The following is a 15,418-nucleotide window of genomic DNA, read 5'->3' on the forward strand; positions in this document are numbered from 1 at the left end:
GATGTGAGACGCAGTAAGGCTTGAATTTACGACTAACCGAGCGAGACAGATGGCTTCTTTTTAAACGCAAGAGAAAATAGGATGTGTAAAATTGTGGCTGTAAAGATTTTTGATTTTATGAAAACTTCATCAAGAATTGTTTGTAAAATTTTACAAGTTTAAAAACACTAACAGAATAGAAAACTGAAAAAAGCCACATTAAAAGTGACTTTTTGATTTTTTAGGCAAAGGAAAGAGTAAGACTAATCGCTAAAGTAAACCAGAAACCACATCCGCTAACTGCTTAAAAGTGTGAGTTCTCGATGAACTTGGCCGCCAGACTAAACCAATCTCTCGATAGGCTTGCTGGCCAGGAGGCTCGATGACCACTAAATTTTGGTTTTCAACTAAGCCATGATTGATTGCCATTTGTGGAATGAAAGTCGTCCCTAAACCATTGGCGACCATCTGCACTAAGGTATGTAAACTGGTTGCGGTAAATGGATTAATTTTCTCTTTGGCGGTCAACTTGCAAGCCGACACAGCATGATCCGTTAAACAATGCACATTTTCGAGCAAAAACACCGATTCATCAGGCAGGTCAGCATACTTGATTGGCACACGGATGCTATCCATTTGATGACGGCTGATCACCATTTTGAATGGATCAATCCCCACGACTCGGCTCTCCATTTTGCCGATATCGACAGGCAAAGCCAAAATCAACACATCAAGCTCTCCATGACGCAGTGCAGCCAAAAGGTTCGTCGTCGTATCTTCTCGTAATAATAAGTTCAACTTCGGAAAGCGGACATTCACTTCTTGCACTAAATCACACAGTAAAAATGGAGCAATGGTTGGAATACAACCCAGCTTAAGCTGACCTTGCATCTCATCGCCTTGGCAAACCTTGCCGAGTTCCACTAAATCTTGTCCTTTGGCAAGTAACTCTCTTCCTTGGCTAACAACCAGCTCTCCCGCTTGAGTAAACACTAACGGAGCTTTCTTATCCTTTTCATAAAGCGGGCAGCCTATTAATTCCTCTAAATTTTGGATCCCTTTACTTAGGGTAGATTGACTAACAAAACAACGTTCAGCGGCATCACTAAAGTGCCGTGTTTCGTAGAGTGTTACTAAATAGTGCAACTGCTTCAAACTGGGCCATTTATTCATCGTTCTACTACTATCTTGTTTGAGTACCGTTTCTGATTCCGTCATTAGAGCTCATCGCTTTTTTCGATGAGACTAATCTATTTATTTCGCTTTTTACTATCCTACAATCTGTACTATAGTTTGTCTCGTTCAAAAACGGACTGGACCAGTGCTCATCACTGGTTTGGAACTAAACCTTATTCTTAGGAGCAAAAAAATGGTACTAGTTGGTCGTAAAGCCCCTGATTTTACTGCAGCAGCTGTTCTTGGTAACGGTGAAATCGTTGATAGCTTCAACTTCGCAGAATTTACTAAAGGTAAGAAAGCGGTTGTTTTCTTCTACCCACTAGACTTCACTTTCGTTTGCCCATCAGAGCTTATCGCTTTTGACAAACGCTTCGAAGATTTCCAAGCGAAAGGCGTTGAAGTAATCGGTGTATCTATCGATTCTCAATTCTCTCACAACGCATGGCGTAATACCGCTATCGAAAACGGTGGCATTGGCCAAGTAAAATACCCGCTAATCGCTGACGTGAAGCACGAAATCTGTAAAGCGTACGATGTTGAGCACCCAGAAGCAGGCGTTGCTTTCCGTGGTTCTTTCCTCATCGACGAAGATGGTCTTGTACGTCACCAAGTTGTGAACGACCTACCACTAGGCCGTAACATCGACGAAATGCTACGTATGGTTGATGCGCTTAACTTCCACCAAAAGAATGGTGAAGTGTGCCCAGCACAGTGGGAAGAAGGCAAAGCCGGTATGGATGCATCTCCAAAAGGTGTTGCAGCATTCCTAGCTGAGCACTCAGACGACCTAGGCAAGAAATAATTCTCCTTAGCCCGCGCTCAACTCGGGTCAATGGTTGGACATATAATAAAGCGTAAAACGCATCGCCAATCAGTTAAGAAGTAAAGTCCTTATCCAAGCCCAAAGCTAACGCTTTGGGCTTTTTCGTTGTCGTTCATTTAGTGAAAATGAGGCAGCATTGGTTGGTAAACTTTACCCCTATTTCTCACCTCAATCACACAGACGTCACTACTCTAACTTGCTAACATTAACCAAATTTTTCCAGCAGGATTTTGCTATGAATATTCAAGTTGAAGTGTGTATTGATAATATTGAATCGCTACACAACGCCATTAAAGGCGGGGCTACTCGCATTGAATTGTGTTCGTCGCTCGCATTAGGTGGACTGACGCCCAGCTTTGGTTTAATGAAAAAGGCCGCGCAAATATCGAGCGTTCCTGTTTACGCGATGATTCGTCCGCGTCAAGGCGACTTTCTTTATGATCAGGATGATCTCGATTCGATGTTGATCGATATCGAGATGGCAAAACAGGCGGAACTAGACGGCATCGTCTTTGGTATTTTGAATCCGAATCGCACCATCAACCTTGAAGCAAGCTTACTGATGATGCAAGCCGCGCAAGGGTTGGGTACCACTTTCCACCGTGCGATTGATCAATGCCACAGCTATGAACAAGCGATTGAAGACATTGCAAAATTAGGGTGTGAGCGTGTACTTACTTCAGGGTTAGCGCCAGATGCCTATGCAGGACGAGCCGTAATTGCACACATGGTGAAACTGGCGAATGGTCGATTCTCTATTATGGCTGGGGCTGGCTTAAACGCATCAAACGTGACTGACATTATCCGTGAAACGGGCATCACTGAAGTGCATTTGTCCGGCAAAACCACGCGTGCAAGTAGCATGGATATGATCGCCAATGCGGTGAAAATGGGCCAAGAGTCTGTCGATGACACCCTCATCCCAATTACCGATCCGGCTAAAATCCAAGAGGTATTGCGCCAGCTTTCTTAACTTCGGCGACCGTTATGTCTTGATGTAAGGTGAATAACTTTCCTTCACCTTACTTTACCCAAAAGGCTATTTGAGGATGTCATCAATCGATTGTTTACCTAAGTGGCGCACATCCTTACCTTTGACAAAATAGATGATGTATTCGCAGATATTCTGGCAGCGATCGCCCACGCGTTCGATGGCTCGTGCAGACCACATGACTTGTAATATATGTGGGATATTTTTAGGGTCTTCCATCATATAGGTCATCAGTTGGCGGATCACGGCTTCATATTCGGCATCCAGCTTATCATCCAAGCGGTACACTTCAGCAGCCGATTCAAGATCCATCCGCGCAAAAGCGTCTAACACTTGGTGCAACATTGCAATGGCTTGCCGGCATAAAGGTTCAAGAGAAACTCGAAATTTGCTCTCTTTAGGTGAAGGGCTTTCGATAGTGACGTAGGCAATTTTGGTGGCAACATCACCAATTCGCTCAAGGTCGGTAATGGTTTTGATGATCGCCATGATCAAGCGCAGATCCTTGGCTGTCGGTTGTCGCTTAGCGATAATACGCGTGCAAGCCTCATCAATAGAGACTTCCATCGCATTCACTTTGTGATCATCCCGAACGACTTTTCTGGCCAGATCGGCATCATCTTTATGCAATGCTTGCATCGCAAAAGAGAGTTGTTGCTCCACCAGCCCGCCCATCGTCAATACATGAGTGCGAATAGATTCAAGTTCAACATTGAACTGTCCTGAAATGTGGCGACCTAGATGCATCATCGTTCCTTTTGAATATCGCTATTGACGAAAGTATTAACCATATCGACCAGTAATATAGTCTTCCGTTTGTTTTTTCAATGGGGAGGTGAAAATAGAGTCAGTATCCGCATACTCAATCAATTTTCCCATATGGATAAAAGCCGTATGGTCGCTCACTCTTGCCGCTTGTTGCATGTTATGCGTCACAATCACCACTGTGTATTTGGTTTTGAGATCGTTAATCAACTCTTCGATGGTCAAAGTAGAAATAGGGTCTAACGCAGACGTTGGCTCATCAAGCAACAGCACCTCTGGCTCAATAGCAATCGCTCTGGCGATCACTAAGCGTTGCTGCTGCCCACCCGAAAGGCCAAATGCATTTTCATGTAGGCGATGCTTCACTTCATCCCATAACGCAGCGGCTCTTAAAGCTCGCTCAACGGAGTCATCTAAAGTACGGCTATTTTTAATTCCTTGTAGACGAAGTCCATACACCACGTTTTCATAAATGGATTTCGGAAATGGGTTGGGTCGTTGGAATACCATCCCCACTCGGCGGCGCAACGTGGCAACATCTACATCTGGGTGATAGACGTTTCTACCATGCAGTTTGACTTCACCTTCAACTCGACACCCTTCGACCAGATCGTTCATCCGGTTAATACAGCGCAGTAAGGTTGACTTACCACAACCTGAAGGGCCGATAAACGCCGTCACTTGCCCTTTGGGAATACGCATTGAGATATGGCTCAGCGCACAAGTCTGTTTATAGAACAGATTCAGATCTTCAATCGCAATCGCCGTTTGTTGATCGCTCAGATTATTAACATCTAACGGGGCGTGATAACCCAAAGTTTGATTGATGGAAAACATAATTAATCTTGCCCTAACGTTCGATATTTCTCACGCAAGTTATTGCGGATACTGATGGCCGTTAAATTCAGTGCCACAATCACTGTCACCAATAAAAATGAAGTGGCGTACACCAGTGGCCTAGCCGCTTCGATGTTGGTCGTTTGGAAACCAACATCGTAAATATGAAAACCTAAGTGCATGAATTTTCGCTCAAGGTGTACAAAGGGAAACTCGCCATCCACAGGCAAACTTGACGCCAGTTTGACCACACCCACCAGCATCAAAGGGGCAACCTCACCCGCGGCTCGCGCAATGGCGAGAATAAGCCCAGTAATAATCGCAGGGCTTGCCATCGGCAATACTATGCGCCAAATCGTCTCAAAATGGGTAGCGCCCAATGCTAACGAGCCATGGCGTACTGCGCTGGGAATCCGTGTTAACCCTTCTTCCGTCGTCACAATCACTACGGGTAGAGTTAACACCGCTAATGTGAGCGCCGACCACAGTAAGCCAGGCGTGCCAAAAGTGGGAGCCGGTAACCTTTCGCTATAGAGTAGCGTATCAATCGATGAGCCTATGGTGTAAACAAAAAAACCAAGACCAAACACCCCATAAACAATCGATGGCACACCAGCAAGGTTGATAACTGCAACTCGAATGATACGAGTAAACAGATTCTCTTTTGCGTATTCGTGCAGATAAATAGCCGCTACAACACCAAGTGGCATGACAATAATCGACATCAACAACACCAACAGCACTGTACCAAAGATGGCTGGAAATACGCCGCCTTCAGAGTTCGATTCTCGGGGATCTTCTGATAGGAAGAGCCACACCTGCTTTCCCCACTGGACCAATTTTTGCCCCAAAGTCATATCATTGGGATACCAAATATCGAGAATTTGGCTAAGTGGAATCGCCACTCGTTGCCCACTCATCTCTTCAACAATCAACGACGGCCCATTCATTTGCTGGCGCAGCGCATCTAGCTTTTGTTCGGCAATAGCTAATTGGCTATCCAAATCCTGCTTTTTATGAAAATAGTGATCTAAATAGGTTCGTTCTAGCTTTCCATTGAGTTCTTTACGACGCTTCTCTAAACGTAATTTTTCCGCGGCAAAGCCAATGACTCGGATCTCCTGGTCAATCACATCGTCAATTTGCTCTCTCAATAACGCGACATCCTGCATTCCTGCAGCGAGCATGGTCTGAACATCCGAACTCTCGCTTCCATCGGTTTGCACATAAGCAATCGGCTTGCCATAAAACTGTCCGTTACTCTTACGTTCTATTACCGCCCACCCGCTAGGCATTTGTTTATCCGACAGTTTAACATCCAGTATCGAAACAAAGTCCGCATGATTTCGCTCTCGGTTAGCGACTTTGATACTGAGCCGCTTCACTTGCCCAGCATCCAGTATGGCTTTGGGCCATGTAATATCTAACGCTCTTAAGTGTGTTAATGGCACATTTTCCTCAGAGTAGAGCTGACCAACCAGTGTTTGCCCCTCTTGAGTTTGCCATTGATAAAGTGGCGTCGGCCAAAAATAGGTTAATCCTTTCCAACCAATAAACAGGAGCAAGCCCAATACCGAAATCAGGCTGATGCTGACAGCACCGCCTGTTAACCATATCCAAGGTGAACCTGATTGAAACCACTTAAACATTTGTGATGATTTTTCCCAATTGATTACAAAGCACCTTGATTACAAAGCGCGATATTTGGCACGCAACCTTTGTCTGACCCATTCAGCAATCGAGTTCACACAAAAGGTGAACATGAGTAGCAATAGTGCCGCTAAAAAAAGCAACCGGTAGTGGGAGTTCCCCACTTCCGACTCTGGTAACTCAACCGCAATCGTTGCCGATAAGGTGCGCATCCCTTCTAAAATATTCCAATCTAAAATGGGTGTATTGCCCGTCGCCATAAGAACGATCATTGTTTCTCCGACGGCTCGCCCCAACCCCATCATGATCGCCGAGAATATGCCAGGACTTGCCGTTAACAACACGACTTTGGTTAATGTCTGCCAAGGTGTTGCGCCTAATGCTAATGACCCATCAGAAAGATGTTTAGGTACGGAAAAGATCGCATCTTCCGCAATAGTGAAAATGGTTGGAATGACGGCAAAGCCCATCGCAAAACCAACCACCAGCGCATTACGCTGATCAAAATCGATGCCGTTTTGCGCGAGATAAATCTGAATATCGCCATCAAATAGCCAAACTTCAATTTGGCTGCTATACGAAAAGATAACCACTGCACTAACGACTAATACGGGGATTAGTATCAATGCGTGCCACCCATTTGAAAAATTTCGCACCCATGCTCTCGGTAACAGGTGCCAACCTAGCCCAACGAGTAACATCACAATGGGTAAAAATAGCAGCAGCGCTCCGACCGCCGCGAGATGGCTTTCAATTAATGGTGCAAACCACAACCCCGCTAAAAAACCAATAATGACGGTTGGTAACGCTTCCATCAATTCAATCGACGGCTTCACCACTCGGCGCATTCTCGGTGACATAAAATAAGCCGTGTAAATCGCGCCAAACACCGCAATCGGTATTGCAAATAACATTGCGTATGCTGCGGCCTTAAGAGTGCCAAAGGCTATCGGTACTAGGCTAAACTTAGGCTCAAATTCATCGTTCGCTGACGTCGATTGCCACACATATTGAGGCTCTGGATAACTTTCGTACCACACTTTTTGCCACAATGATGAGAGTGATATTTCAGGATAATCATTATCCACTTTTGCCACGCTGATCTTCTGCTCGCTTAACGTAGCGAGATAAAGCTCATTATTGGACATGGCGGCCAATTGAGGGGCTTTGTTGTACATCCTCTCAAACAACACCAGTTTTTCACTGGTCGTATAATGACTTTGGATTGTGCCATTAGGGTAGAAACTGTAAAAACCTTTGCGATAAGTATCCGGCAGTAACAGCGTCACCTGCGGCGCTAATTTAAACTTACGAATCTGAGTCAGTTGACGTTCTTCATTTTGCAGCACATCAAACCATTGTGACACTAAGCCGTTACGGTGAGTCACCAGTAGCGAATAAGCACCGGACAATAAGTTGATTTGTGTCACGGCTCGATCGGAATTACCTTGGCTTAAATCAACCACTTCTCGCACGAAATAACCTTGACGACTCTTAACGGCAACAACCAATTCGGACCCTGAGCGAAGATAAAGCGTTTTACCATCTGGCGTAAAAAGCAATTGGTCCAAAGAAGGAAATGAGCCTTGAAACACAAAGCGCTGAATTGGCTCAACGTTATCACTCGTTAAGGTTTGTACTATCACCTCATCATTATCGAGATAAGAAGCAAAGAAAAGTGCCTCATCAGTAACGGCGAAGGCAAACTGGCGTAACGTTTGCGTTTTATGAGTCAGCCGAAAGGTAGAGGGTAAACTGACGCGCTCAAGATAAGGAGAAAACTGGCGACCTTCCACGCTATGCAGATAACTGAATTTAGGGCGAGCAATAAAGACCTCTCCCGCCACATTGCTAGCGGCAAACCATCCATCCAGCGGGGGAGCTTGGCTAAAAAGATCAACGCGAATAGGGAGACTATCCGACCACAATGCGTGTTCCGTTTTGCCGTCCAAGGGCCAAAAGTTCATGCTGCCATCAAGGTCAACAACAAAGGCATTCTCGCCGTATTCATCTATGGCCAAAAATTGAGGATTGGAAGTGGTTATACTCACTTGCGCCACGTTCCTTTCAATTTTTGCGCTACCAAACAGAGGGAAAACAACCATCGCAAGATAGACAAAAATCAGCACTAAAGCGCCAAGTACACTCACGCCACCAAAACTCACTGCAAGGCGAACCAAACGGTCTTTTATCAACCGTTTTCTGTCACGTTCCTTCAATGAAAATTCACTTGGTGCCATTGCTCTCTCTACCCTTTTTCCTGTCTGCGTATAATATGTAATTTTCGTGACAAGTATATTACAACTCGCAATAAACGACTGAAAATAAAACAACTATACTCAACTTGCCTACTTGAAATAAAAATGTCACATAAAAGGCATAGTTTGCATAATCATCAATACCCGAATTGATTGCTGTGCAGAATCGCACAATCAGCACACAGAGGGTGAGTCAGTAAAAAACGTCAATTGAGTTAAAAGGTAACATGAATGAGTACGGACAAGTTGTATATCGACAAGGAATTGAGCTGGCTTTCGTTTAATGAACGCGTATTGCAAGAAGCCGCAGATAAAACCGTGCCTTTAATCGAGAGAATACGGTTTTTAGGTATTTTTTCTAACAATCTGGATGAGTTCTATAAAGTTCGCTTTTCCGATGTAAAACGGCAAATTTTGATCAACCGAGAACGTGGTGGTAACGATACTACCAAGCATTTGCTGACACGAATGCAAAGTAAGGCGTTCAAACTCAACCAAGATTTCGACAATCTCTATAATGAGCTTATTTTAGAAATGGCACGTCGCCGTATCTTCTTGGTTAATGAAACGCAGTTGGATGAGACTCAGAAAAAATGGATCACTAAGTATTTCCATAAAGAAGTGCGCCCGCATATTACACCGCTGCTCATGACTGACGACATTGATGTCATGCAATTTTTGAAAGATGAATACGCCTATATTGCCGTTAATCTCAAACACAATGACCGCAGCCAATATGCGCTGATTGAAATCCCGACAGACCACCTACCGCGCTTTGTCATGGTGCCGGAGCAAAAGGGCAAACGCCGCAAAACCATCATCTTATTGGACAACATCATTCGCCACTGCCTCGATGAGATTTTCCGCGGTTTTTTTGACTATGAAGAGCTCACGGGTTACGCGATGAAAATGACACGTGATGCGGAATATGACTTGCGACGGGAAGTCGAATACAGTTTGTTAGAACAGATGTCAGAAGGGTTGAATCAACGCTTAAGTGCTATGCCCGTACGCTTTGTTTATGAACGAGAAATGCCGACAAAAATGCTTAAATTTTTGTGCGAAAAACTCAAAATATCGCACTATGATAGCCTTCTTCCTGGTGGTCGTTACCATAACTTTAAAGATTTTATTGGGTTCCCAAACGTGGGGCGTGACTATTTAGAAAACAAGCCGCTACCACCCATGCAATGTGCTGACTTTGAAGGTTTTGCCAATGCATTTGATGCGATTCGCGCTCAGGATATTCTACTTCACTATCCTTACCACTCATTTGAACACATTACCGAGTTGGTAAGACAAGCTTCGTTTGATCCCAAAGTGATCAGCATCAAAATCAATATTTATCGTGTTGCCAAAGATTCTCGCTTAATGAACTCGCTCGTCGATGCGGTACACAATGGCAAACGAGTGGTGGTAGTGGTTGAGTTACAAGCACGGTTTGATGAAGAAGCCAACATTGAATGGTCACGTATTTTAACCGAAGCGGGGGTCCAAGTAATTTTCGGGGCTCCCGGATTAAAAATTCACTCTAAATTGCTGCTCATTAGCCGCAAAGAACAGGACAACATCGTTCGCTACGCACACATCGGCACGGGCAACTTCCATGAAAAAACCGCCCGTATCTATACGGACTTTTCACTACTAACCGCCGACAATGAAATTGCTACCGAAGTACGAAACGTGTTTGGCTATATTGAAAACCCTTACCGCCCAGTTAAATTTAGCCATCTCATTGTGTCGCCAAGAAACTCTCGTATTCAGCTTTATCGATTAATCGACAGTGAAATCGCCAATGTGAAACTTGGCAAAAAAGCCGCAATCACTTTAAAGTTAAATAACTTAGTGGATAAAGGGTTAATCAATAAACTGTATGGCGCAAGCAGCGCGGGCGTACAAATTAAGATGATCGTCCGGGGCATGTGTTCACTGGTTCCGGGAATTGAGGGCGTGAGTGACAATATCAAAATCATCAGCATCGTTGATCGCTTTTTGGAACACCCTCGTGTCATTATTACGCACAATGATGGCAACCCGCTGGTGTATATCTCCTCTGCCGACTGGATGACGCGCAATATCGATCATCGTATCGAAGTAACGACACCAATTCGTGACCCACGTTTGAAACAGCGTATGATTGACATTATGAATTTACAATTTACCGATACAGTGAAAGCGCGCTGGATAGACAAAGAGATGAGCAATAATTATGTAGAACGTGGTAACCGTAAAAAAGTGCGTTCACAATTTGCCATCTACGACTATCTTAAGAATGTAGAAAGACAGACCAGAAAGAGCAAAGAACCCTTACATGACAATCAACCCAACTAATACTATTCGCGATATTGCGGCCATCGATTTAGGCTCTAACAGCTTTCATATGGTGGTGGCCAAAGTCGTCGATCAAGATCTGCAACTGGTGAGCCGCCATAAGCAACGTGTACGCTTGGCGGCTGGGTTAGATGAACAAAAAAATTTGGATGCCGATGCCATAGAGCGAGGGCTTGAATGCTTAGCGATGTTTGCCGAGCGGTTGCAAGGTTTCGAACCTGAAAACGTGCGCATCGCGGCCACGCATACGCTGCGTCAAGCCAATAATGCTCATACATTCTTGCAACGAGCCAAACAGGTACTGCCTTTCCCTATTGAAATCATTCCCGGAGCTGAGGAAGCACGCTTAATTTATTTAGGCGTGGCACATACTCAACCTCAAGCAGAGTCTATGTTGGTGGTGGATATCGGTGGCGGCAGTACCGAGATGGTGATTGGCCAAGGGTTTGATCCAGACCTAATCAACAGCAAGCAAATGGGATGCGTCAGCTATACCGACCGTTACTTCGCTGATGGTAGGCTTTCAAGCAGAAACTTCGCTCATGCGATATTAGCCGCCGAGCAAAAAATCGAATCTATTGCGGCGAAATATCGCAAAAAAGGGTGGGAAGTCGCCTTCGGCTCGTCAGGAACCATCAAAGCCATTCACGAAGTACTGATTGGTTTGGGCTTTGATGATGGCATCATCACGCTTGAGCGAGTCAATAAACTCATCGAAAAACTCTGTGAATGGCAAAGTATTGATGAGATCGAACTCAGCGCGTTGACTGACGATAGAAAACCCGTTTTTGCTGCGGGAGTTGCCATTTTAAGCGCGGTTTTAAAATCGCTGCGTGTGAAAGAGATGCATTTTTCTGATGGTGCATTACGAGAAGGTTTGCTTTATGAGATGGAAGATCGGTTCAAGTATTCCGATATCCGTTTACGCACCACTGAAAACCTCGCGATGAAGCATCTAGTCGACTTAGAGCATGCCGCTAAAGTCAAAGGCCATGCAAAAGAGTTTCTACAGAATGTGACCCCAGAGCTAGGATTGAAAAAAGGCAGCGAACTGTTTGATCTTTTGGAATGGGGAGCGTTATTGCATGAGGTGGGATTGAGCATCAACTTACAAGGCTTTCACCGACACTCTGCTTATATTCTGCGTCACACCAACATGCCCGGTTTTAACAGCGAACAGCAACAGGTACTGTCGACCTTAGCGCGCTTTCAACGCAAATCCCTCAAGCTGCAAGAAATGAATGATTTCACCTTGTTTAAGAAAAAGCACATTATTGGCCTCATCCGCGTGTTGCGTTTAGCGATTGTTGTCAATAGCCAACGTAATGATGATCCTCTTCCTGAGCTGACGCTCAGCGCAAAAGATGATGAGTGGAAACTAGAATGTGAAGACGCCAATTGGTTAGAAAATAATAAATTATTACATGCGGATCTGATGTGCGAACAACAGTATTGGAGAAGTGTCGGTTGGCAGCTCAATGTTTAATTTGAATTGGGTTTGATTAAAAATAGCGAGCGAACAGCTCGTTATTTTATGCCCACTTTAGCTAGTTCTTGCAGAGCAAACTCGGCACTGACAGGCACATAACCATCTTTCCCAACAATCGCTTGTCCTTGCTTAGAAAAAATGAAACGGATAAATTCGCGCTGCATGGGTGGCAGATCCTGATTAGGATGTTTATTCACATACACATACAAATAGCGAGATAACGGATAAGCACCTGATAGAATATTTTCATAACTTGCGGCAATAAACTGATCGCCTTGTTTGGCTATCGGAATCAATTTCACACCAGAAACCTGATAACCAACACCAGAATAACCGATAGTATTGATCGATGAAGCAACCGATTGTACAACCGATGCCGATCCCGGCTGCTCGTTTACTCCCTTTTTGAAATCGCCACCACACAGTGCGTTTTGTTTGAAATAGCCATAGGTTCCCGACACCGAATTTCGGCCAAACAGTTGAATTCCTCGCTTAGCCCAATCCTCATAAACGCCCAATTGCGCCCAAGTATTGGTCGGTTGTGTAGCACCGCAGCGCAACGTGGATGAGAAAATACTATCTAATTGAGTAAAATTAAGCCCTTTGATTGAATTATCTCGATGTACAAAAATACCAATGGCATCTATCGCAACCCGCAATGCCGTCGGCTTATAACCGTGAGCGCGTTCAAATGCTTCAATCTCACGACCACGCATCGGGCGACTCATTGGGCCAAATTGCGCCGTTCCTTCAGTTAAAGCAGGAGGCGCTGTGGAGGAACCTGAGGCTTGAACTTGAGCATTGATATTGGGGTAGATCGTCTTAAACTCTTCAACCCAGAGCGTCGTCATTCCTGCCAGAGTGTCTGACCCCACTGAAAGTAAACTACCTGCAACACCGTTAGTTTTTGAGTAATCCACGAGCGGCTGAGCGATCACGGCGTTCGTGGTAACCAGCAAGTAAAAATAGAGAAAGGCTGTAAATATGCGATGTATCATGACAGCACAACCAAACGTTTAGGCAAAATAAAAGAGAATTTGCTGCCAACCCCCACTTCACTGTGAATCTGCAAATGCGTGTCATGATGTGACAATGCATGCTTAACAATCGCGAGCCCAAGCCCACTTCCTCCGGTATCTCGCGAACGTGCTTTATCGACACGATAAAAACGTTCCGTTAGACGATGTAAATGCTGTGGCTCAATCCCTTCCCCTTTATCTACCACGTCTAAACAAGCCCCTTGCGCGTTCTGATACCAACGCACATTAATTTCCGCTCCCGGAGGCGTATATTTGACGGCGTTATAAACAAGGTTTGATATAGCACTGCGCAGCTGATCTTCATCGGCCAATACTTTAAGTCGCTTATCGACATCAAAATGCAGTCGGTGATGATGATCGCCACTTAAACTGATCGCTTCTTTTTCAAGTACTTCCAACATAGCCGGAACATCAACCACTTCATCCAGCTCATGCATAGGCGCCGCTTCAATTTTTGACAACGTCAGCAGTTGATTGACTAAACTGTTCATACGGTTTAACTGCTCAGTCATCACTCCATGTGCCTTAGGCCACATCGGCCCTACCAGCATGTCAGGGTCTTCTGTCATCTCAAGATACCCTTGCAACACCGTCATCGGCGTTCTCAGTTCATGAGAAACGTTAGCAAAGAAATTTCGGCGCATGCCTTCTAACTGTTTCAACTGAGTGACATCACGCACAACCATCAAATGCTCACCTTCTGTGTAAGGCACAATACGCAGCTCTAACATGCGCTCAACATTAAGTGGAGAGCGCATTTCAAGTGGTTCTGTGAAATCATCTTTTTGCAGATATTTGATAAAATCAGGGGCACGCAATAAATTTGAGATAGGTTGACCTGCATCATCTGGCCAGCGAAAACCGAGCAGATGCTGTGCAAGTCGGTTACACCAAACAATGTTCCCTTCGCCACGGAACACCACCACCGCATCGGGTAGCGACTCAGCCCCGTTACGAAAGCGGCGGATCAAATTGGTCAGTTCTTTGCGTTTTTTACGTTGGCGTTGCTGTAAACGATAAATCCCATTAAACAGGTATTCCCAATTTCCAGTCCCGGAAGGCGGCGTTAAACGTTTTTCATCCCACAACCAAGCCGACAAGCGCATTTGGTTATGCAAATGCCAAATCAGTTGCAACGCCGTAGCCGCTAGCAGCAGCCAAGCCATATGGCCAAAGATCCAGCCAACGATAATCCAAGGAGAGTAAAAAAAAGCCAGCTCCCAAGCCAGCCTTTTCCACGTTAAACGTTCAACCATTTCGTACCTTAATTAATCCTTTATGTTCTGGATGAAAAGCGATAACCGGCACCACGTACTGTTTGAATTAATTTATCGTGGCCAGCCTCTTCTAACGCTTTTCTCAGACGGCGTATATGAACATCGACAGTGCGGTCTTCAACATAAACGTTGGTACCCCACACATTGTTCAATAACTGCTCACGGCTATAGACGCGTTCTTGGTGCGTCATAAAGAAGTGTAGCATTTTGAATTCCGTCGGCCCCATCTCTAAGGCATTATCATTAGCCGTTACTCGATGAGAGACAGGATCTAACTTCAATCCTTGCACGTCGATCACATCTTCCAGTGCTGTCGGTGTGACGCGCCGGATAACCGCTTTCAAACGAGCTACCAACTCTTTAGGCGAAAAAGGTTTGGTTATGTAATCATCCGCACCCACTTCAAGGCCGCGAACTTTATCTTCTTCTTCACCACGGGCGGTTAACATCACAACAGGAATGTTACGTGTTAATTCTTCACGCTTCATATGCTTAATAAAGTTGATACCACTCCCGCCGGGCAACATCCAATCTAATAACACAAGATCGGGAAAGGGTTCAGCCAGTTTACTCACCGCCGTGTCGTAATCTTCCGCTTCAACAGCTTGATAACCTTTTTGCTCAAGCACGAAACACAACATTTCGCGAATGGGTGCTTCGTCTTCAACAACCAGAATCCTTCTAGACATTTGAATAACCTTTCTATGTAATCAACGCTATGCATTATGGGAAACAATTATGACACTTTTGTGACCTTTGCAAACAATTTTTCATATAAGTTTCTTATCAAGTTCATGAT

The 15,418-nt window shown here is 44.8% G+C and carries 12 protein-coding genes; 4 read left to right on the top strand and 8 right to left on the bottom strand.

Translation table 11 applies throughout. From position 1 onward, the window contains the following. Positions 1-249 precede the first annotated feature (249 nt). On the bottom strand, positions 250-1,152 hold the full coding sequence (locus AACT21_RS15200) for a hydrogen peroxide-inducible genes activator (RefSeq protein ID WP_013857512.1): 903 nt from the start codon (positions 1,150-1,152) through the stop codon (positions 250-252). Between the two features lie 196 nt (positions 1,153-1,348). On the opposite strand from AACT21_RS15200, the gene AACT21_RS15205 reads away from it, so the two are divergent. Further along, positions 1,349-1,960, top strand: a complete 612-nt coding sequence (locus AACT21_RS15205; RefSeq protein WP_010320425.1) for a peroxiredoxin C — start codon at positions 1,349-1,351, stop codon at positions 1,958-1,960. Positions 1,961-2,117: 157 nt separating this feature from the next. After that, positions 2,118-2,954 (top strand): copper homeostasis protein CutC, encoded by an 837-nt coding sequence (locus AACT21_RS15210; protein ID WP_017046244.1) that lies wholly within the window; start codon positions 2,118-2,120, stop codon positions 2,952-2,954. Positions 2,955-3,020: 66 nt separating this feature from the next. On the opposite strand, the gene phoU is transcribed toward AACT21_RS15210, so the two are convergent. From phoU to AACT21_RS15230, 4 genes are read right to left on the bottom strand one after another with little or no spacing between them, the layout of a single operon-like run. Beyond that, positions 3,021-3,719 carry a phosphate signaling complex protein PhoU gene (gene phoU / locus AACT21_RS15215; RefSeq protein WP_010320427.1) on the bottom strand — a complete coding sequence of 233 codons (699 nt, stop codon included), beginning with the start codon at positions 3,717-3,719 and terminating at the stop codon, positions 3,021-3,023. Positions 3,720-3,755: 36 nt separating this feature from the next. After that, a complete protein-coding gene (gene pstB, locus AACT21_RS15220) occupies positions 3,756-4,574 on the bottom strand; it encodes a phosphate ABC transporter ATP-binding protein PstB (protein WP_010320428.1) in 819 nt (272 codons plus the stop codon). 2 nt (positions 4,575-4,576) lie between these two features. After that, positions 4,577-6,223, bottom strand: a complete 1,647-nt coding sequence (pstA, locus tag AACT21_RS15225; RefSeq protein ID WP_094164494.1) for a phosphate ABC transporter permease PstA — start codon at positions 6,221-6,223, stop codon at positions 4,577-4,579. A gap of 39 nt (positions 6,224-6,262) precedes the next feature. Beyond that, positions 6,263-8,464, bottom strand: a complete 2,202-nt coding sequence (locus AACT21_RS15230; RefSeq protein WP_094132127.1) for an ABC transporter permease subunit — start codon at positions 8,462-8,464, stop codon at positions 6,263-6,265. Positions 8,465-8,713: 249 nt separating this feature from the next. Here AACT21_RS15230 and ppk1 point away from each other — a divergent pair, with 249 nt between their 5' ends. Both ppk1 and ppx read left to right on the top strand, forming a co-directional pair. Continuing rightward, entirely contained in the window at positions 8,714-10,813 is a 2,100-nt protein-coding gene (ppk1, locus tag AACT21_RS15235) for a polyphosphate kinase 1 (RefSeq protein ID WP_094164495.1), read from the top strand. After that, a complete protein-coding gene (ppx, locus tag AACT21_RS15240) occupies positions 10,794-12,299 on the top strand; it encodes an exopolyphosphatase (protein ID WP_013857519.1) in 1,506 nt (501 codons plus the stop codon). Before ppk1 ends, ppx begins: the two co-directional genes overlap by 20 nt. A gap of 41 nt (positions 12,300-12,340) precedes the next feature. Here ppx and AACT21_RS15245 read toward each other — a convergent pair whose 3' ends face one another. From AACT21_RS15245 to phoB, 3 genes are read right to left on the bottom strand one after another with little or no spacing between them, the layout of a single operon-like run. Next, positions 12,341-13,300, bottom strand: a complete 960-nt coding sequence (locus tag AACT21_RS15245) for a PstS family phosphate ABC transporter substrate-binding protein (RefSeq protein ID WP_094164496.1) — start codon at positions 13,298-13,300, stop codon at positions 12,341-12,343. Then, complete coding sequence (gene phoR / locus AACT21_RS15250; protein ID WP_094164497.1) at positions 13,297-14,598, bottom strand: phosphate regulon sensor histidine kinase PhoR; 1,302 nt, start codon at positions 14,596-14,598, stop codon at positions 13,297-13,299. The genes AACT21_RS15245 and phoR overlap by 4 nt, the downstream gene beginning before the upstream one ends. A gap of 20 nt (positions 14,599-14,618) precedes the next feature. Further along, positions 14,619-15,308 carry a phosphate regulon transcriptional regulator PhoB gene (gene phoB / locus AACT21_RS15255; RefSeq protein ID WP_013857522.1) on the bottom strand — a complete coding sequence of 230 codons (690 nt, stop codon included), beginning with the start codon at positions 15,306-15,308 and terminating at the stop codon, positions 14,619-14,621. Positions 15,309-15,418 lie beyond the last annotated feature (110 nt).

Origin of the sequence: Vibrio sp. V08_P9A1T1 (assembly GCF_963874405.1) — a bacterium.
Lineage (GTDB): Bacteria > Pseudomonadota > Gammaproteobacteria > Enterobacterales > Vibrionaceae > Vibrio > Vibrio anguillarum.

Excerpts from the sequence above, each read along its gene's own strand:
- AACT21_RS15205 (WP_010320425.1), top strand. The coding sequence starts at position 1,349 with ATGGTACTAGTTGGTCGTAAAGCCCCTGATTTTACTGCAGCAGCTGTT.
- pstB (WP_010320428.1), bottom strand. The coding sequence starts at position 4,574 with ATGTTTTCCATCAATCAAACTTTGGGTTATCACGCCCCGTTAGATGTT.
- phoU (WP_010320427.1), bottom strand. The coding sequence starts at position 3,719 with ATGCATCTAGGTCGCCACATTTCAGGACAGTTCAATGTTGAACTTGAA.
- phoB (WP_013857522.1), bottom strand. The coding sequence starts at position 15,308 with ATGTCTAGAAGGATTCTGGTTGTTGAAGACGAAGCACCCATTCGCGAA.
- pstA (WP_094164494.1), bottom strand. The coding sequence starts at position 6,223 with ATGTTTAAGTGGTTTCAATCAGGTTCACCTTGGATATGGTTAACAGGC.
- AACT21_RS15200 (WP_013857512.1), bottom strand. The coding sequence starts at position 1,152 with ATGAATAAATGGCCCAGTTTGAAGCAGTTGCACTATTTAGTAACACTC.
- phoR (WP_094164497.1), bottom strand. The coding sequence starts at position 14,598 with ATGGTTGAACGTTTAACGTGGAAAAGGCTGGCTTGGGAGCTGGCTTTT.
- ppk1 (WP_094164495.1), top strand. The coding sequence starts at position 8,714 with ATGAGTACGGACAAGTTGTATATCGACAAGGAATTGAGCTGGCTTTCG.
- AACT21_RS15245 (WP_094164496.1), bottom strand. The coding sequence starts at position 13,300 with ATGATACATCGCATATTTACAGCCTTTCTCTATTTTTACTTGCTGGTT.
- AACT21_RS15230 (WP_094132127.1), bottom strand. The coding sequence starts at position 8,464 with ATGGCACCAAGTGAATTTTCATTGAAGGAACGTGACAGAAAACGGTTG.
- ppx (WP_013857519.1), top strand. The coding sequence starts at position 10,794 with ATGACAATCAACCCAACTAATACTATTCGCGATATTGCGGCCATCGAT.